Annotated in this window: 17 protein-coding genes; 9 read left to right on the forward strand and 8 right to left on the reverse strand. The window is 55.4% G+C overall.

Annotated features, from left to right (window positions below; all coding sequences use genetic code 11):
* Positions 1–73: 73 nt before the first annotated feature.
* The 4 genes from TLL_RS04925 to TLL_RS04940 all read left to right on the forward strand — a co-directional run bounded on the left by TLL_RS04925 (position 74) and on the right by TLL_RS04940 (position 3,937).
* Positions 74–799, forward strand: a complete 726-nt coding sequence (locus TLL_RS04925) for a vWA domain-containing protein (protein WP_011056818.1) — start codon at positions 74–76, stop codon at positions 797–799.
* A gap of 10 nt (positions 800–809) precedes the next feature.
* Positions 810–2,021, forward strand: a complete 1,212-nt coding sequence (locus tag TLL_RS04930; protein WP_011056819.1) for a protein phosphatase 2C domain-containing protein — start codon at positions 810–812, stop codon at positions 2,019–2,021.
* Positions 1,993–3,375 (forward strand): hypothetical protein, encoded by a 1,383-nt coding sequence (locus tag TLL_RS04935; RefSeq protein WP_011056820.1) that lies wholly within the window; start codon positions 1,993–1,995, stop codon positions 3,373–3,375. The genes TLL_RS04930 and TLL_RS04935 overlap by 29 nt, the downstream gene beginning before the upstream one ends.
* Before the next feature lie 238 nt (positions 3,376–3,613).
* On the forward strand, positions 3,614–3,937 hold the full coding sequence (locus TLL_RS04940) for a hypothetical protein (RefSeq protein WP_011056821.1): 324 nt from the start codon (positions 3,614–3,616) through the stop codon (positions 3,935–3,937).
* A 31-nt stretch (positions 3,938–3,968) separates the two neighbouring features.
* Here the strand turns inward: TLL_RS04940 and metK are convergent, their stop codons facing one another.
* Positions 3,969–5,219, reverse strand: a complete 1,251-nt coding sequence (gene metK, locus TLL_RS04945) for a methionine adenosyltransferase (RefSeq protein WP_011056822.1) — start codon at positions 5,217–5,219, stop codon at positions 3,969–3,971.
* Between the two features lie 186 nt (positions 5,220–5,405).
* Here metK and TLL_RS04950 point away from each other — a divergent pair, with 186 nt between their 5' ends.
* Positions 5,406–6,305, forward strand: a complete 900-nt coding sequence (locus tag TLL_RS04950) for a CoB--CoM heterodisulfide reductase iron-sulfur subunit B family protein (protein WP_011056823.1) — start codon at positions 5,406–5,408, stop codon at positions 6,303–6,305.
* Here TLL_RS04950 and TLL_RS04955 read toward each other — a convergent pair.
* Complete coding sequence (locus TLL_RS04955) at positions 6,302–6,841, reverse strand: 5-formyltetrahydrofolate cyclo-ligase (protein ID WP_197524131.1); 540 nt, start codon at positions 6,839–6,841, stop codon at positions 6,302–6,304. The two genes, TLL_RS04950 and TLL_RS04955, sit on opposite strands and share 4 nt — an antisense overlap.
* A gap of 98 nt (positions 6,842–6,939) precedes the next feature.
* On the opposite strand from TLL_RS04955, the gene ureA reads away from it, so the two are divergent.
* The 4 genes from ureA to TLL_RS04975 all read left to right on the forward strand — a co-directional run bounded on the left by ureA (position 6,940) and on the right by TLL_RS04975 (position 11,444).
* Complete coding sequence (gene ureA / locus TLL_RS04960) at positions 6,940–7,242, forward strand: urease subunit gamma (RefSeq protein ID WP_011056825.1); 303 nt, start codon at positions 6,940–6,942, stop codon at positions 7,240–7,242.
* 167 nt (positions 7,243–7,409) lie between these two features.
* Positions 7,410–8,708: a threonine synthase gene (gene thrC / locus TLL_RS04965; RefSeq protein ID WP_011056826.1), complete on the forward strand. Its 1,299-nt coding sequence runs from the start codon at positions 7,410–7,412 to the stop codon at positions 8,706–8,708.
* A 50-nt stretch (positions 8,709–8,758) separates the two neighbouring features.
* A complete protein-coding gene (locus tag TLL_RS04970; RefSeq protein WP_011056827.1) occupies positions 8,759–9,034 on the forward strand; it encodes a MoaD/ThiS family protein in 276 nt (91 codons plus the stop codon).
* 169 nt (positions 9,035–9,203) lie between these two features.
* On the forward strand, positions 9,204–11,444 hold the full coding sequence (locus tag TLL_RS04975; protein ID WP_011056828.1) for a transglutaminase TgpA family protein: 2,241 nt from the start codon (positions 9,204–9,206) through the stop codon (positions 11,442–11,444).
* Here TLL_RS04975 and TLL_RS04980 read toward each other — a convergent pair.
* The 6 genes from TLL_RS04980 to pflB all read right to left on the reverse strand — a co-directional run bounded on the left by TLL_RS04980 (position 11,441) and on the right by pflB (position 18,776).
* Entirely contained in the window at positions 11,441–12,781 is a 1,341-nt protein-coding gene (locus TLL_RS04980; protein WP_011056829.1) for a hemolysin family protein, read from the reverse strand. The genes TLL_RS04975 and TLL_RS04980 overlap by 4 nt on opposite strands.
* 402 nt (positions 12,782–13,183) lie before the next feature.
* On the reverse strand, positions 13,184–14,365 hold the full coding sequence (locus tag TLL_RS04985) for a glycosyltransferase (protein ID WP_011056830.1): 1,182 nt from the start codon (positions 14,363–14,365) through the stop codon (positions 13,184–13,186).
* A complete protein-coding gene (rsgA, locus tag TLL_RS04990) occupies positions 14,359–15,405 on the reverse strand; it encodes a small ribosomal subunit biogenesis GTPase RsgA (RefSeq protein WP_011056831.1) in 1,047 nt (348 codons plus the stop codon). Before rsgA ends, TLL_RS04985 begins: the two co-directional genes overlap by 7 nt.
* Positions 15,402–15,623, reverse strand: coding sequence for a sulfurtransferase TusA family protein (locus TLL_RS04995; RefSeq protein ID WP_011056832.1), 222 nt, complete (start codon positions 15,621–15,623; stop codon positions 15,402–15,404). The genes rsgA and TLL_RS04995 overlap by 4 nt, the downstream gene beginning before the upstream one ends.
* Positions 15,624–15,647: 24 nt before the next feature.
* The gene (locus TLL_RS05000) at positions 15,648–16,439 is read right to left on the reverse strand and encodes an alpha/beta hydrolase (RefSeq protein WP_164920794.1); all 792 of its coding nucleotides are present in this window, start codon (positions 16,437–16,439) and stop codon (positions 15,648–15,650) included.
* Positions 16,440–16,508: 69 nt separating this feature from the next.
* Positions 16,509–18,776, reverse strand: a complete 2,268-nt coding sequence (pflB, locus tag TLL_RS05005; protein ID WP_011056834.1) for a formate C-acetyltransferase — start codon at positions 18,774–18,776, stop codon at positions 16,509–16,511.
* Between the last annotated feature and the right edge of the window lie 291 nt (positions 18,777–19,067).

Below are 19,067 nucleotides of genomic sequence, written 5' to 3' on the forward strand. Positions count from 1 at the left end.
CCTCTGAATTGCCAGTCGGGTTGGTGTTATTTAGTTTTGCTAGAAACTCACATCACTGATCAGGAGCTAGAGAATGACTATCCAAAGTAATGTCCCCGAATGGGCTAATGTTGAAGTACCTGGCGGTGAACGCCACCTGCCGGTTTACCTGCTGCTGGATACCTCCAGTAGCATGGAGGGGGCGCCGATCGAGTCGCTGCACCAGGGGCTAGAGCAATTCCAGCGCGAAGTTTCCAGTGATCAGTTTGCCCGCGACATAGTCAAGGTGGGAGTCATCACCTTTGCCAGCGACGCCCAATTGGTCACCGGCGGGCTGGTGCCTATCTCCGATTTCCAGCCGCCCATGCTCACGGCCTCAGGGGTGACTCGTTTGGATCTGGCCTTTACAGTGCTGTTAGAGTCCATCGATCGCGATGTAGTCAGACCCGTCAAAGGCGGGCAGAAAGGGGATTGGAAACCGGCGGTCTTTGTCCTGACCGATGGTCGGCCAACGGATCGGCACGGCATTGCCACCGACGAGCTATGGCGACCTGCGCGAGACGCGCTTGTCAATCGTCCCAAGGGAGAGATCAAACCCAGCGTCATCGTGGCTGTTGGCTGTGGCCCCCATGTGGACGATGACACCCTCAAGGCCATCAGCACTGGCACAGCCTTCAAAATGGGCACCAGCGAAGCGGCCTTTGTTGCTCTCTTTCAATACCTTTCCCAAAGCCTCACCACTTCAACCCAGCTCGGCGGCAATATGGAAGACCCCTTTGCAAACGCGCAGCCCTCTTCCGAGCTCATCCGTATTCCTTGAGAGGGGTACCATGCTCACTGGTTTTGTCATTGGCGATCGCGGCCTGGGCACCTCAGGAGACACGCACCCACCGTTGATGATGGCGCACGCTAGGGCCGGGTCTTATCTGGTGGTGGGGGCCAGTGCCATTGGCCAGATGCACCGGGCGCGCAATGCTGCTCGTGAGGATGCCTTTATTATCCGCTCAGCCGGACCCTGGCTAGCAGTGGCGGTAGCGGATGGCGTCGGCTCGCGTCCGCATTCCCGTTACGCTGCTACCTATGTGGTTGAGGCCCTGAGCGCGATGTTGCTGCGCCCACTCATCCCTCTACCAAGCGCAATACTGCCAAACCCACTAGATACGCCGGATTCGCCATCCTCGTCCCCCAAATTCGGCAATTTAGCTGCGCCTTCCGAAGAGGGAAGGCCCGATCGGGGGCAGGCCTTGGTCGCAGCTCTGGAGCATTGGACTGAGAGTGTGAGGGAACCATTGCAGCCCCTGCCAAACTTTCAGCAGGCCGTCTCTATTGGCTGGTGGCTTCCTGAGAACCAAACGCAACCTGCTGCGGTTCCTCAGACCCATCCATCTCAGAACCCTACAACCTGCTGCGTCAACTCCGATGGCGAGGGGTCCGACATACCCGCCGATATCTCCCACGACGCCACAGATGACTGTCATCTGTTAGAGATTGTGAAGAAGGCTTTTACCAACACCCATCTCGGTTTGCGCGAACATGCGCGGAGCCTGAATCTGCAACTAGAAGATCTCAGTTGTACCGCCCTGGGCTTGCTCCTGAATGTAAAAACTGGCACAGTCGCCGTCGGTCAGGTTGGAGACGGGGCTATCCTGGGCCTGACATCTCAGGGAAAGGTACGGGAACTGGTTTCGCCGCCTAGTGATTCCCCCCATGATACCTATACATTGAATCACCCCAATTTTGAGCATTACCTAGTTCGAGGGGTCATTGCCCATGCTGCAGTAGATCCATTTGTGGCTTTTTATGTCATGACCGACGGTCTTGCAGAGGATCTACTCTATTGTTCCGAGAAGAACGCACTGGCGGATTGGGCACAGACAGTGGACCAAAAGTTGCATGCCTCCCCCAGCCCCACCCAGGCGGCTGCTGCTATGTTGACTTGGTTGGCGACTTACGTGGTTCAAGGAAGCTGGGATGACCGTACCTTGGTCGTGATCACCCAAAGGGAGAGAACCGATGGCAACTGTCAGCCTGTTGCCGAATAGCCGAGGGCTACCCAGTGACTTGACGATCAATGACCAGGAGGTCCATCGTGGCGGTGAGGGAAGCATCTTTTTCACGGTTGATGCTCAGTATGTGGTTAAGATCTACCATCGCCCTGCACCAGATAAACAGCAACTCCTCCAGCATGTCCTTGACCTAGGGCGCAACCTGGGCGAGGATGAGCAGTTCCTGGCCTGGCCCCTGGGCATTGTGGACCAGTTGAATGGCCAGACCAAAGTGGGCGTGGTCACCCGGCGTGTGCCTGCTTCGCATGTTCCTCTTTACAAGTTGATCTACAGCCCCCTAGACGCTATGGAGCAGTTCCACCAGGGACGAACCTGGCTGGAATACCTCAAGATGGCCCGGGGCACGGCCGCGGCGGTGCGCACCATTCATGGCAAAGGGATGGCCCATGCCGATATTCATCTGAAGAACTTTCTGGCTGACCCCATATCCGGCGAGGTAGTGTTAATTGACCTGGACGGCCTGGTGGTCAAAGGCTTCCTGCCTCCCCAGGTCAAGGGGATGGTCGGTTTCATCGCCCCAGAGGTGATGATGGGCAAAGCACAGCCGGATCAGTCGAGCGATCGCCACAGTCTTGCGGTGTTGGTGCTCTGGATTCTGCTGCTGCGCAATGTAATGCTGACCCAGACGTGCTACGACCCGGACGATGAGAAGCACGATGATGAACTCGGTTACGGCCAGTACGCCTGCTTCAGTGAGCATCCCAATGATCGGCGCAACTGGATCCCGCGGATCGGGACGCCCTTCTTTCGCAGAGGCGCACTGTCTTACCGCACCCTGACGCCCAAACTACAGGAATTGACCGAGCGTGCCTTGATCCACGGCCTCCACGATCCCCCGCAACGGCCTCAAGCCCTTGAGTGGGAGCGGGCACTGGCTGAAGCCTATGACTTGCTGATCAGTTGTCCAACCTGTCGCCAGTCCTTCTTCTATCCCTACTGGTTGCAGCCACCCCGGCGTCGCCAATGTCCGTTCTGTGGTGCTAGTGTTCAGCCGCCTTTTCCCGCTGTGCTGCAGCTGATGGAGTCTCGCGCCAGAGGTACCTATGTGCCTGTCCGCATGATTGTGCTTTACCATGGCCTGCCGATCTTTGCTGACATTGCCGAGCCCGGGCGCCTACCGCCCTTTACTCGCCGGGGTACCCCGCTTCTCGGCCAGGTCGTTTGGGATGCCAAAGCGGGAGTGCATCGTCTGCTGAATAACAGTGATACCCCCTGGCAGATGCTCGCCGGTGGGACGGGCATGGTGCGTCGCGGGGCATCGGTGGTCTTGCGTCCCGGCCTGCTGCTGAGCTTCGGCGACGGCAGGCGATTGGTGCGGGTCATTGAGTGATCAAAGGAGTGATCAAAGGCAACAAACACCCATGGGAAGACAGCCCCCGACTGACTCTCTCACTCAACCCAGCGCCCTTTGGCGGCAGTTGAATTGGTAGGATGCCGGTATGATTGCTTGAGGAGGGGTTTGCCCCTGGTGGCGATCGCCCAAAGTGGCACCTTCCCTGGAACCTCTCTAGACTGGAGAAGTCACTCAAGGATGGACATTAAATTTTAATGCATGAGGGATACAAAGAATGTCTTTACTAAAAAAATCCACCATTCCCTTGACGGTTTTCACTGCAGTGTCCCTCGGTGGTGGGGCGATCGCTACCCCCTATCCTCCAGAGGTCGTTTCCCGCTTCACCAATGAATGCACAACCGCTCTAGAACAGCAAGTGCCCCAAATGGCCCAATACGGCAATGCCTACTGCACCTGTGTGATCAATGAACTGCAATCCTCGCTGACCTTAGCCGAGTTTCAAGCCATTGGTGAAAGTGTGCAAACCAATCCCAAGCCGGAAGTGCGCCAGATGCTCACCAACACTGCCCAAACCTGCCTGCAACGAGTCAGCCAGTAATTAGAGGGGGGACAACTCCCCCCATATGTTCCTAGACTGCACTTAGAAACTGAGCAGCAGCAGCTTGCAGATCGGCGACCTTATCGAGTTTTTCCCAAGGTAGGTCGAGATCATGACGCCCAAAGTGACCGTAGGCCGCCACATCTTGGTAGAAGCGACCACCGCGCTCTTGGGGCAAGTGGCGCAGGTTAAGGGTTTGAATAATGGCAGCAGGACGCAGATCAAAGTGGGTTTTAATCAACTCCAGCAATTGCTCTGGGCTGAGTTTACCCGTGCCGAAGGTATCCACAAAAAGACTCATGGGACGGGCAACGCCAATGGCGTAGCTAATCTGCAACTCGCATTTGTCCGCCAGCCCTGCGGCAACGATATTTTTGGCAATGTAACGAGCCATGTAGGCGGCACTGCGATCTACCTTTGTCGGATCCTTACCGGAAAAGGCACCCCCCCCATGGCGGGCATAACCACCGTAGGTATCCACCACCAGTTTGCGCCCCGTGAGTCCTGAATCCCCTTGGGGACCACCAATCACAAATTTGCCCGTAGGATTCACTAAAAAGCGGGTGTTTCCATCGGGCTGGAGGGTCAAATCGGCAAAAACCGGCTTGACAACTGCCTCCCAGAGATCGGCTTTAATCTTTGCTTGAACAGCGCTTTCCTCACTAATGTCATCAATGGTGGCTGTGTGTTGGGTCGAAATCAAAATTGTATCAATCCCCACTGGTTTGCCATCCTCATAGATGACCGTGACTTGGGTTTTGCCATCGGGACGTAAGTAGGGAAGCTGACCCGTTTTACGGACGGCAGCCAAGCGGCGCGCCATGCGGTGTGCCAAACTAATGGGCAAGGGCATATACTCAGGGGTTTCATTGCAGGCATAGCCAAACATAATTCCCTGATCGCCGGCGCCAATGCGATCCAGTTCGGCGTCACTGAGCTGCTCCCGGGCTTCCTGGGCGGTATCCACACCACGGGCAATGTCGGGGGATTGCTCATCAAGGGCCACAAGGACGGCACAGCTATTGGCGGCAAAGCCATTGTTAGCATCGGTATAGCCAATTTCATGGATTTTCTGCCGCGCTAAGTTAACGTAGTTGACCTGTGCCTTGGTTGTAATTTCCCCAGTAATCAGGACTAAGCCCGTATTGACGACCACTTCAGCAGCCACGCGGCTCTGGGGGTCTTGGGTGAGCAAAGCATCCAGAATGGCATCGGCAATTTGGTCGCAAATTTTATCGGGGTGGCCTTCGGTGACGGACTCTGAACTGAATAAGTAACGCAAGATAGCACTCCTACGGCATGAAGGATTGAAAAAACGGCAAGAAACTGCCTGAGGGCAACACGGACTATTGACTAAAAACTCAGCATTGGTTTCTAAATCCTAGAATTATAACTGAGCAGCGGGACGTTCCAAAGGAATGGCATGATTGGCTAGACTAGGGGCAGCTTTTAGACTTTATCAAGTGGTATGCCTGCCTTACGCTATGCCTACTATCCCGGTTGTGTGGCTCAAGGGGCCTGTCGGGAATTAGACCTCTCAACGCGGGCGATCGCCCCCCTGTTGGATATAGAGCTGGTGGTACTGAAGGAAGCCAGTTGTTGTGGCTCAGGCACATTTAAGGAAAATTCCTGGCTGCTAGAAGATACCGTGAATGCCCGCAACATTGCCCTTGCAGAACAGTTGGCCTTGCCCCTGTTGACCCATTGCAGCACCTGTCAGGGGGTGATTGGCCATGTGGATGAACGCCTCAAGACCTTTCAGCGCGATCGCCCGGAGTACGTGGCAGAAATTAACCAAGTGTTGACGCAACAGGGCTGCGCTCCCTACCAAGGCACAACAGAAGTCAAGCATTTGCTCTGGGCAATTGTGGGCGATGTGGGCATTGACCAGTTGCGCGATCGCGTCCGTCGTCCCCTCACAGGGCTTCGCTGCGCTGCCTTTTATGGCTGTTACCTCCTGCGCGCCCAAGAGAGACTCCCCTTTGATCATCCGCTTCACCCCACCTCGATGGAGCAGGTATTTGAGGCGGTAGGGGCGACCCCCATAGACTATGAGGGACGTACCCAGTGCTGTGGTTGGCCAATTTCTAGCTATGCCACGGCCGCCAGTTTTGCGATGGCCGCCCAACGACTCCAGAGCGCGATCGCCAAAGGTGCGGATTGCATTGTCACCCCCTGCCCCCTGTGTCACCTCAATCTCGACGCCCGCCAACCGGAGATTGCCCAGCAGGTGGGCGTTCCCCTCAATCTGCCGATTCTCCATTTGCCGCAACTGGTGGGTCTAGCCCTGGGTCTGAGTCCTGAGGAACTCGGTTTGAGAAAACACGTCGTCTCAACGCAGCCAGTATTGACCAAACTGGGTCTTTAGCGGATTTCCCAGAGGCCTGATTCAGTGCAAATCGCTTGCAGCCGCAGATCCCAGGGATCATGGGGCAGTTCTTCTACAACCGCTGCCTCAAAGACAATTCCCCAGCGACACACGTGCTGCCAGTCAGGGTGGGCAAAGAGGCGATCGAAAAAACCGGCGCCGTAGCCGAGGCGATACCCCCGGCGATCGCAGGCAACCGCCGGAATCAAACACAGATCAACACCAGCGGGATCAATAGGGGGAGCGTCAGGGGACGGTTGCCAGAGGCCATAGGGGCCTTGCTGGAGTGTGTCTTCTTTGCCATCAAAACAATGCCACTGTAGATTCCGGCCCACCACACGGGGTAAGCCCCACTGTTTCGGGACTGACCAGAGGGAGCGCAAATCCGGTTCGCGGCGATGGGGCACGTAGGTCAACACCGTGGTTGCCTGTTGAAACTGGGGATGATCAAACAACTGCTGACAAATGCGCCGACTGCGATCTTGCCACTCGCGATCGCTCAGGTGCTGCCGCCATTCAAGATAGTGTTGCCGCAATCTCCCTTTATCGATCATTGCTTTATCGATCATTGATTTGCTGGGCCCCAAAGCCCCACTTTAGGATATGACAGAGTCAATGTTTAACCCTAGAAACAATGCAACTATCTCCCCAAGAAAAAGACAAACTCCTGATTTTTACGGCTGCTCTTGTGGCCGAACGTCGCAAAGCCCGGGGTCTCAAGCTCAATTATCCTGAAGCAGTGGCCTATATTTCTGCGGCCATCTTGGAAGGAGCGCGGGAGGGGCGCACCGTTGCCGATTTGATGAACTATGGCACAACGCTGCTCACCCGTGATGATGTCATGGAGGGGGTGCCAGAAATGCTCACAGAGGTGCAAGTCGAGGCAACATTTCCCGATGGCACAAAGCTGGTAACAGTACATACCCCCATTCGCTGAAGTCTCAAAAAGCCTCAGGAGCGTGCCAGCGGCGAACGAGGCACACATCCCCAATGGCAAGAATTTTCTGGTCCTTTAAATCCCGATAAAAATAGTCGGATATATTTGACAGGGCGATCGCCCCCTGCTAGGATGGTCAACAACTTGTCTGAGGCCGTCTAAGACCTATGACCGCAACCTTGACCTCCACCACCGAAACCGCCTACTTTACCCACCTCAAATGCAAAGAGTGTGGTGCAGAGTACGAGCCCCAAGCGATTCATGTCTGTGAGTACTGTTTTGGCCCCCTAGAGGTGAAGTACGATTTGGAACGCTTGGCGGCAGCTGTAACGCGCAGCACCATTGAGGCAGGTCCGAAGTCCATTTGGCGCTACCGTCCCTTTTTGCCGGTGACCTCGGCAGAGCCCATTGATGTGGGCACAGGAATGACTCCCCTCATCAAAGCGCAGCGGCTGGCGCGGCGGCTGGGGCTCAAGCATCTGTACATCAAAAACGATGCGGTGAACATGCCTACCCTCAGCTTTAAGGATCGGGTGGTATCGGTGGCGTTGACACGGGCGCGGGAATTGGGCTTTACGACAGTCTCCTGTGCCAGTACCGGCAATTTGGCGAATTCAACGGCGGCGATCGCGGCCCATGCGGGGCTAGACTGCTGCGTGTTTATTCCAGCGGATCTGGAAGCGGGTAAGGTCTTGGGGACGCTCATCTATGGGCCAACGGTGATGGCGGTTGAGGGCAACTACGATCAGGTCAACCGCCTCTGCTCGGAGGTGGCAAATACCCATGGCTGGGGGTTTGTCAATATCAATTTGCGCCCCTACTATTCGGAAGGGTCAAAGACGCTAGGTTATGAGGTGATTGAGCAGTTGGGCTGGCAACTGCCTGACCACATTGTGGCTCCCTTGGCTTCTGGCTCTCTGTTCACGAAAATTTACAAAGGCTTCCGGGAATTTGTGGCAGTGGGTCTAGTGGCTGACAAACCTGTGCGCTGTAGTGGTGCCCAAGCGGTCGGTTGCTCCCCCATTGCCCAAGCCTATGCCGAGGGGCGGGACTTTGTGGCACCCGTGAAGCCCAACACCATTGCTAAATCCATTGCCATTGGTAACCCCGCCGATGGTGTCTATGCCTTAGAAATTGCCCGCAAAACCAATGGGGCGATCGCTGCGGCCACCGATGAAGAAATTGTGGCAGGCATTAAGCTGCTTGCGGAAACGGAAGGGATTTTCACCGAAACTGCTGGCGGTACCACAATTGCTGTTCTCAAAAAGTTGGTGGAATCGGGCAAAATTGACCCCGAAGAGGTGACCGTCGTCTATATCACGGGCAATGGCCTGAAAACCCAAGAGGCGGTACAAAACGATATCGGTCAACCTTTGAGGATTGAACCCAAGTTGGCCAGCTTTGAGCGCGCCCTAGAGCGATCGCGCACCCTCGAACGGTTGGATTGGCAACCGGTATTGGTCTAGTGAGTTTTGCCAACACTTTATCGAAATCGATGGATGGTTTGTAGAGATCTATGGCTGTTACTGTTTTGATTCCAACTCCCTTGCAAAAACTCACCCGCGATCGGGCAACGGTGGAGTGTCAAGCCCAATCGATCGCTGAACTCCTGGACAAGCTGGAGCAGGACTGCCCTGGCATTAAGGGGCGCCTCTGTGATGAAAACGGCCAACTGCGGCGGTTTGTGAATTTCTACGTCAATAACGAGGATATTCGCTTCCTCAATGGCATTGAAACACCCCTTAAGGATGGTGATGAGGTGAGCATCATTCCCGCGATCGCGGGCGGCTAAGGGGGCGCAAAGGGATGGTCTGATTCTTGCTGCCCAAATGGCTGACTTGGCCCATAGGCAAAACATAGGCCAACTCTAGGGCGAGAAGGCGATGCCCCTAGGGGATGATTTGACCGCTCGCCAGTAGACATTTGTTAGGATCAGGGCACCGTTTTTCCCTGCTGCCTTTATGTTTCAGTCTTGGCTGCAACCCCTTGCCCACTCACCAATGCTAGCGCCAGCCAAAGATATTGAGGATTCCCTGCTGCTGCGCCTAGGGGTATTGGGCATGGTGATAGTTGGCCTGGTGGCCACGGATGTTGCCTCAGAAACAACGAATAGTTTTTGGGCAGTTCCCCTCTCCATTACCGGTTTTGGTTGGAGTTGGTGGGCACGGCGGCAAAGGAATGTTGTCGCCAAGCTAGTGATTGCCATTGGTATGTTGGTGGCATTGGCGGTGTTTTTAGGGCGGCTGGCAGCCCTTAACCAAGATTCACGGGTGTTGCTGACGGAACTGTTAATCCAACTGCAAGTGCTCCACAGTTTTGACTTGCCCCGCCGCAAGGATCTGGGCTACTCGATGGTGATTGCCCTGATTTTGATCAGTGTCGCCGCCACCCTCAGTCAAACCATGATCTTTGGGGTGTTTCTTTTAATCTTTCTGGCGATCGCCCTGCCGGTTTTAGTCCTCGACTACCGCTCACGCCTGGGCTTGCTATCCACGACACTCAAATCCCTGCGCTTGCCTTGGCGGCAATGGGTTGGTCTCTTTGCCCTGATTCTTGGTTTGGGAATGGGGGTCTTTGTGCTGCTGCCGCGTTTCCCTGGGTATCAGATTCGCACCTTGCCCGTCAGTGCTGAAATTGAAGTTCAAGGGAAGTTTGACCAAACCCGCGTGATCAATCCGGGCTATGTCAGTGGTCGTGGTGGGGGCACTTTGGCGGAGCAACTGACCCATCAAACCTTCGATTCGAACTTTTACTATGGCTTTGGTGCTGAAATTGACCAGACCATCGGGGGCATGATGACCCCCCAGGAGCTCATGCGAGTGCGATCGCAGGCCCCGGGCTTCTGGCGAGTCCTTGCCTTCGACCAATATACCGGGCGGGGCTGGCGCATTAGTCGCAATGATGAGGCAGAAGTGCTGCAGCGTTCCCCTTGGAGTTTTCGCTATCTGCTGCCGCAGCAACTCTCCCAGATGCCGACACGGGAAGTGATTCAGACCTACACGATTGTTTCTGAGTTTAGTAACCTCATTCCCCACCTCTATGAGCCGCGCGAACTCTATTTTCCCACCCGTGAAATTGCCCGCGATCTCGATGGTGGGCTGCGGGCGCCGCTGCCCTTGCCGCCGGGGCTGACCTATTCCGTCATTTCTCAAGTGCCGGTGCGCGATCGCTCCCTGTTGCGCAGAGCGCCTAGACTGAATTCTCCCCTAGGGTATGAAGCCTACTTGGCAGTACCAGCGGCTCTCAAACCGCGACTCCAAGCCCTCGCTAAGGATCTGCTTGCCAAGGCCGATCGCTCCATTCCCGAACCCTACGAGCAAGCCCTTTACCTCACCCAGGCCCTGAAGCAATCCTATGCCCTGAACACCAATCTTCCCGAACTCGGTAAAGATCAAGATTTAGTGGAGGCCTTTCTGTTTGAGTGGCGCGGGGGCTATCCCGATCACTTTTCCAGTGCGTTGACACTGCTGTTGCGCAGCATTGGTATTCCCAGCCGCTTAGTCACAGGGTTAGGCCCAGGGGAATTTAACCCCTTCACGGGTCTGTACGTGGTTCGTAATACCGATGCCTATGCCTTGACGGAGGCCTACTTCCCCAATTTGGGGTGGTTTCTCTTTGATCCGATTCCAGGGCACGATCTCTATCCAGCCACCCTAGAGGTAGATCAAACCTTTAGCGTTCTCCAGCAGTTTTGGCAGTGGGTCACCGGCTGGTTGCCGACTCCAGTGACGGGATTCTTTGGTACCCTTTTTGCCACCCTTGCAACCGTCTTGCAAAAATTCTTTGATTTGTTTAGCCAAGGACTGGGGGGTATTGTCCAAGGGATTTTGCTTCTCTTGGGTGGCGCCATCAGTGTCTGGGGCTTCTGGTCCGCTTTCCATGGATGGCGCTACCGTCAACGCCTGCACAAACTGCCCCCGATCGCCCGCCTCTATGTGCAAATGCTCGATGGTCTAGCACAGCAGGGATTACCGAAGCGCGCCAATCAAACCCCTTGGGAATACGCGCGATCGCTGCAAACCTCTAGCCACCTGGATGCCGTCAGTCAGCGTGCCATTGCAGCCCTGACCCAGGCCTATGTGGCTTGGCGCTATGGCGGTGATTGCCCCCCCTTGCCTCCCCTAAAGCGGGCCCTTAACCAACTGCGACAACAACGCTGGCGATCGCTGCAACGCACAGTAGCCGGTTGGCGCCGTCGTTAACTCTCGTCCTTGTGGTCGCTCTCATCGGCGAGGGCATCATCGCTCACCAGTTCAGTCACCAGCACCTTATCAACCCGGTTGCCATCCATATCCACCACTTCAAAGCGCAGACCATCGGTTTCAATATAATCTCCCGACTGCGGAATGCGACCAAATAGCGTAATGATGAGCCCGCCAAGGGTGTGGTAGTTAGCGGTGTCCTCCTCCGGCAAGGTTTCCCGCCGCAGCAATTCCTTGAGTTCATAGGTAGAAATCAGACCATCCAACAGCAAAGAGCCATCCTCCCGCTGAATAATTTGTGGTTCCTCCTCCTCATCGTGGCGCAGGGTGCCAATAATTGCTTCCGTAAGATCATTGAGGGTGACGAGTCCTTCAATGCCACCGTATTCATCGGTAATCAGAGCAATGTGTTGGCTCGACTGGCGAAAGAGTTCAAGGACATCCAGCGCCGGTAGGCCTTCGGGAACAAACAGCGCCGGCTGCACCAGTTGCCGCAGGTCAATGGTTTGCTGGGTTAAGCGAGCCGCTAAAAAATCCTTGGCGGAGATAATCCCCAAGCAGTGATCAATGGTTTCCTCAGCAACAGGAAACCGTGAATGGGAACTGGCTAGGATTTCCGCCTCTATTTCTTCAAGGGAAGATTCAATATCCAGCCAAACAATATCGGTGCGGGGAGTCATGATGGACTGAATCGGGCGATCGCCCAAGTTAAAAATCCGCGTCACCATGTCCTGCTCTGCCACTTCAAAGAGACCCGCCCGTGCCCCCTGCTCAATCAGGACCTTGATTTCATCCTCCGTAACCGTTTGGTCGGCAGTGGTGGCAATGCCCAGTACTTGCAAGATGGCATCTGTGGAGACGCTGAGTAAATGCACAATCGGGGCTGCTAATTTCGTCAACCAAGTCATTGGCTTGGCAATATTGCAGGCGATCGCCTCCGGATAGGTCATGGCAATCCGCTTGGGCACCAGTTCACCCATCACCAAGGAAAGATAGGTAATCCCCGTTACCACAAGGGCAATACTCAAAGGCTGGCTGTATTGACCCAACCATGGCACGGGACTCAGGACAGCCTGTAACCGCTGGGCAAGGGTGGCTCCCCCCACCGCCCCACTGAGAATACCAATCAGAGTAATGCCAATTTGTACAGCCGAGAGAAAATCATTGGGGGAGTTGGCGAGTTTCAGAGCTGCCCTTGCTTTGCGTTTACCGCGTTTGGCCAGTTGCTCGAGGCGGACTTTGCGGGCAGAGACCACTGCGATTTCAGCACCAGCAAAAATGCCATTGGCGATGATGAGCAGCAGGACAAGTAAAATTTCTAAGGCAGCGGCAGACATTGCAGCTATTCTTCTAGGGGCAACCCCAGATATCGATTCTCCCTCGGCGTCGTCGGTGGTCAGGCTTATTCAAGAGACTGCTCCTTTAGTGCCGATGTTGTTTCCATGATGCTGAATAAATTGCGCCTCTGCCATATCGTGCTATCGAGGGGATGTGATTCCATTATTAAGCAATCTTTGCTGTCTTGAGGGGGGTTCATCCTATTGCAAAGGGCTGTATAGCAGTCAGGATACTGGAATCTGGGAGACGCTACAAGAGGCAGATACTGACCAAGGGCATCCTAGAGTAGATGTGATGTTTCCCTCCCTAGGCAATGCAGGCGCGGCTGCAACGCTTCCTGACTTGAGGGGCGATCGCGACTCTGGTGCTGTTGATCGTGGCTTTTCTCTTCGCCCTATCTATCACTTGCGCGGATAAACCCGTCCTTTCCAAGCGCCCCCCCGGCCTTGCCAGTGACGACGGGCAGAATCCAGGGTCATCAGCGTATACAGAAAGGCAATCACGGGCAGTGTCAGTGCCCAAGCGCCATTAAGGCCATAGAAACGCACCGTTGGCCCGTAGGCGATCGCCATGGCCCCCCAAGTGAGTCCCCCCAGGACGGCTAGGGGCAGTGATTGACCCATAAGACCCATCCCAAGGGCAAGGGGAGCCCACAAGTACACCAGTGTCATGCCAATCACTGTTCCCACAAGCAAAAGCGGCGAATAGGACAACTGCGTATAGGCGGTGCGGGCCACCATCTGCCAAATACTGCCGAGCGTATTGTAGGCACGCAGGCTCACAGTGGTGGGTGTCAGCCCCAACCAAATGCGGTAGCCGGCTCGCTTCACAGTGGCGGCCAGGGAACAATCGTCAATCAGGGCATCCCGAATACAGGCAATGCCACCCACTTTGTCCAGCACCACGGGATCAATCAAAATACAACCACCGGCGGCCGCTGCCGTTGCCCGCTGCGGATCGTTGACCCAACGGAAGGGATAGAGCTTGGCAAAGAAAAAGACAAAGGCGGGAATCAGGAGTTTTTCCCAGACACTTTGGCAGCGCAGTTTCACCATCAGGGAAACTAGGGCGCACGTTTGCTGACGGGCGTGGGCGACCAACTGGCGCAAATTTTGGCGATCGTGGGCAATATCAGCATCCGTGAGCAGCAAGTAATCGGGATCAAAGGCACGGGCTGCCTCAATGCCTTGGGATAGTGCCCAGAGCTTACCTGACCAGCCGGGGGGGAGTGGGGTGCCTGCGAGGAGGGTCAGGCGATCGCCCTGACCCAGATCAACCGCCGTTTGGCGAGCAATGTCTCCTGTGCCATCCTCACTGTGATCGTCCACCACAATCAGGTGCAGGGGTCCTGCGTAGTCCTGTTCTAGGAGCGATCGCACACTGGTGCCAATCACCGCCGCCTCATTGCGGGCTGGAATGACAATCCCTACCGTCGGCCAAACCTCTAGATCTCCCCCCTGTAGCCGCTGATCCGGGCGCCAAAACTCTCCCCAAAACAAGAGCAAAACGAGCCAGATCAGGAGGGAAAGAGCCGTTATACTCAACAGGAGAGAGGTGAACACAGGGGGCATGGTCATCACCATTCGCTATCGAGAACTTCTTCCGCCATGGGATTGACGTGCTGATGTTGCTGCCGTCGCGATCGGCGACGATATTTTTTCGCATCCAAGAGGGGTTCAAGGCGCTGCTGACCTTGGCGGTCGCTCTTGGCCTTCACGAGAGGCACCTTCGCCAAGGATGGCTCTGCACTAGCTATTGTTTCTAGCTGGTGTAAATACTCAATGTAGAGGGGGTAGCGCTCCCAATTGCCACGGACACAGCAGCCCGGTTCCTGATCGTGGCGACAGTTATCAAAGAGGCACTGATCCTGGCTTAGCCGTTGGCGAATCTCCGGAAAAGCTGCCGCCAATTGCCGCGGGTCGGGGGGCAATTCCGGTTGGTTAAAGCCCGGTGTATCGGCAATCCAGCCCCCCTCCGCTAGGGGAAATAGTTCCACATGGCGTGTCGTGTGCCGTCCTCGATGCCAGTGATCGGAGACCGCGCCGACGCGAATATCCTCCCGCGGTGTCAGATGGCGGATCAGGCTACTTTTGCCCACCCCGGAGGGGCCACAGACGACTGTGATTTTGTTGGCAAGATGGGGACGCAGAGCCTGCCAAGCGATTCCTTGGGTGAGGCTGAGGACATGGCAACGATAGCCCCATTGCTGCAGGCGATCGCGCCACTGCTGTTGCTCTTGGGGAGAAACCAAATCCGCTTTGGTAAAAACCACCTGAATCTCAACATTCAACCCCTCGGCGGTCAAAAGGAAGCGGGTAATTGGATGGACATCGGCAGGGGGGTCGGCCAAGGCAAAAAGCAGCAAAATCTGATCTACATTGGCGATCGCCGGACGGGACAATTGATTGCGGCGCGGCAAAATCTCAGCGATCGCCCCCCGTTGTCCCGGCCAATCGGGATGGCTCACCACCACCCAATCTCCCACACAGACCTGTTGCCCCATCTTCTTGAGGCGAGCGCGGCGCACGCAGAGGAGTTCCTCAACCCCATTGCTGGGTTCCCGTAGGCGGACACGATAGTAATTGGCCTGGACAGCTCGCACCAAGCCCACCAGATGACTCATGCGGGCCGCTGCACCTGAAGGGCAAAATAGTCCTGCCGTGGTTCAATGCCTAGAACCTCATAGCCCGCCATCCGCAAACTATCGGGCACCTGCTCAATGGGTTCTCCTGCATCCAGCCACACCTCAAGGGGCTGCTGGGGGGGCAACTGTTGCAGGCGCAGTTTCGTGCGCACAAAGTTCAAAGGGCAGGGCGTTCCCCGTAGATCCAATGTTTCCATGGCAGGGTTAGTAACCAACTGCAACTATCTTCCCAAAAAGGCGACCACCTTGGTGAATACCTGCCCTCGCTCCACATCCAGGGGGAGCAAATGATCCGAATCCTTGAGCCAATGCAATTCCTTGTCGGAACTGCCTAAGTTTTCATAGATCCTTTGTGCCCCTTGGGGGTCTACGATGGTGTCGGCGCGACTTTGGAGAATCAGGGTCGGCGTTGTGATCATTGGCAGCTCCTGCTCCACTTGGGCAATGAGGTCGAGGGCACTGCCTACGGCCTGTAAATTGAAACTCTTAAAAAAACAGGCCTCTTCCGCTGCTTGGCGCAGAGGGCGATCGCGAATCGGTAGGCTCCGCCGCGGTACCCAAGGAATCCAGCGACCCAGGGACTGCACCAGAGTCTCGGGTCTCACGGGGAAAAACCAAGGCCGATAGATACGCAAAAAGGGGGCAAGGAGCACTAAGGCATCAACGGAATAGTGATAGGCAAGATGGAGGGCTAGGGTCCCCCCTGTGGAAAAGCCGACCACCACAACCGTTGAGTAGCTCTCTTGCAAGGCTTGAAAGGCGGTGACGACGGCCTCATACCACTGCAGCCATGTCGAGGCGGGCATTTGGGCACTGGGGCGATCGTGCCCCGGATAGAGAATGCCCTGAACAGTCCAGCCCGTTTCATAGAGAACTTCTCCTAAGAGTTGCAGTTCATAGGCTCCGCCCCCCAAGCCATGGAGGAGCAAACAGGCGCGATCGCCCGCCCCATGGCCATAGAAAAAGGGAAGATTGACCAGACTCACCAATGCCCTCGACCACGCGACCACCATAAAAAATCTACCCCGATCGCTCGAGGTAGAGGAGGCGGCGTTCACCTAGGCAGCAGTTGCCCAGTGAGCCTAAAAGCGTTCGTGGAACGTACGGTTAATGACATCCAACTGTTGTTCGCGGGTGAGTTTAATGAAATTCACCGCATACCCGGACACCCGAATGGTGAGTTGTGGGTACAGTTCAGGGTGATCCATCGCATCCAGCAACATTTCGCGATTGAGCACGTTGACGTTGATGTGGAAGCCCTGATCATGGATGTACCCATCCAACATATTCACCAGGTTGCTAATTTGATCTTCCCGTGTCTTGCCGAGGGCACTAGGCACGATGGAGAAGGTGTTGGAGATGCCATCTTGGGCATGGACATAGGGCAACTTGGCCACGGACGCTAGTGAGGCGATCGCCCCTTTGGTATCGCGACCGTGCATGGGGTTGGCCCCTGGTGCGAAAGGTTCACCCGCCTTGCGGCCATCGGGAGTACTGCCGGTTTTCTTGCCATAGACGACGTTGGAGGTAATCGTCAGGATTGACTGCGTGGGCACTGCATTGCGGTAGGTTTTGTGTTTGCGGACTTCATTCATGAAGGTTTCCACGACCCACACCGCCAGACTATCCACGCGATCGTCATTGTTACCGTACTTCGGAAAGTCGCCCTTGATCTCGTAGTCCACGGCCAACCCGTCGGCATTGCGGATGACTTTCACCTCGGCGTATTTAATGGCCGAGAGGGCATCCGCCACCACCGACAGACCCGCCACACCACAGGCCATGGTGCGGAAGACATCGCGATCGTGGAGTGCCATCTCCAGCCGCTCATAGCAGTACTTATCGTGCATGTAGTGGATGACGTTGAGGGTATTGACATACACCTTCGCCAACCAAGCCATCATCTGCTCAAAGCGCGGCAGCACCTCTTCCCACTTCAGTGTGTCGCCGGTAATCGGCGCAAACATGGGTGCCACCTGCTGACCAGAGACTTCATCCCGACCCCCGTTGATTGCGTAGAGGAGGGCTTTGGCCAAGTTCACCCGTGCGCCAAAGAATTGCATTTGTTTGCCGACTCGCATCGCCGAAACGCAGCAGGCGATCGCGTAGTCATCCCCCCAGTAGGGACGCATCAAGTCATCGTTTTCGTATTGGATCGAACTGGTGTCAATGGACACTTGGGCACAGAAACGCTTGAAGGCCTCTGGCAAGTTTTCCGACCACAGCACCGTCAGGTTGGGTTCGGGGGCAGGCCCCAGGGTATAGAGTGTATTCAGAATACGGAAGCTGGTTTTTGTCACCAACGGGCGACCATCAAGACCCATACCGCCAATGGACTCCGTGACCCAGGTGGGATCCCCAGAGAAGAGTTCATTGTATTCCGGCGTCCGCAGGAAACGCACCATCCGCAGTTTCATGACAAAGTGGTCAATCCACTCTTGAATGTCGGCTTCTGTGGCTGTGCCGTGACGCAAATCCCGTTCAAAGTAAATGTCAAGAAAGGTCGAGACTCGCCCAAGGGACATGGCAGCGCCGTTTTGTTCTTTGACCGCCGCCAGGTAGCCAAAGTAGAGCCACTGAATAGCCTCTTTGCCATTGGCCGCTGGCCGCGAAATATCAAAGCCATAGCTGGCGGCCATGTCCTTGAGTTCATTGAGGGCTTTGATTTGCTCTGAGAGCTCTTCCCGCAGGCGGATGGTTTCTTCATCCATGACGTCCACTTCAAGGGAGGCCTGCTGCGCCTGTTTGTCGGCAATCAAGCGATCTACCCCGTAGAGGGGCACGCGGCGATAGTCACCAATAATCCGACCCCGACCGTAGGCATCTGGCAGTCCTGTAATGATCCCCGATTTACGGCAGCGGCGCATTTCGGGTGTGTAGGCATCAAAGACGCCATCATTGTGGGTTTTGCGATATTTGGTAAAGATTTCCTTCGTGCGCGGATCCAGTTCGTAGCCGTAGGCCTTGAGGGCGGTTTCCACCACGCGAATGCCACCAAAGGGCATAATCGCCCGTTTCAAGGGCTTATCGGTTTGCAGGCCAACGATTTGCTCCAGCTCCCGATCGATGTAACCCGGTGGGTGGGCTGTAATTGAGGAAGGCAGGCTGGTATCGGCATCAAGGACGCCTTTTTCGCGCTCTAAAGCCATTAGGTCACGCACTTTTGCCCATAGTTGCTGGGTGCGATCGCTGGCGCCTACGAGGAAGGAGCCATCTCCCGTGTAGGGGGTATAGTTGCGCTGAATGAAGTCACGCACATCAATGCGCTCAACCCAGTCACCCCCTGTAAATTCTTGCCATGCCGCTTCGGGCAATTCTGTGTAGCGTGTAGTGTAGCGTGTACAGTTCATAGTCCATGTTCCTCATCAAGTGGGCAGCAATTTCTCGCGATCGCCTCTAACCGATAGCGATCGCCCCTTCAAACCAGCAAGAACCTGCTAACTGCCAATGCTAGAAAATGCGCAAGAGACTAAAAAATTGCCCTCGATCTCCAATTGCAAATAAACCTTTTGTCGGCCGAGCCTCATCACTCTTTTTCGGCCTGCTGACATCTACACTTTCATTATAACCCGTGGGTTCTAGGAGTTTGTTTTACGAATTGTTTGCGAAAATATTGCAAAACACTAATCTTTTTTCATTGG

The organism is Thermosynechococcus vestitus BP-1 (genome assembly GCF_000011345.1).
In the GTDB taxonomy this organism is placed as follows: Bacteria; Cyanobacteriota; Cyanobacteriia; order Thermosynechococcales; family Thermosynechococcaceae; genus Thermosynechococcus; species Thermosynechococcus vestitus.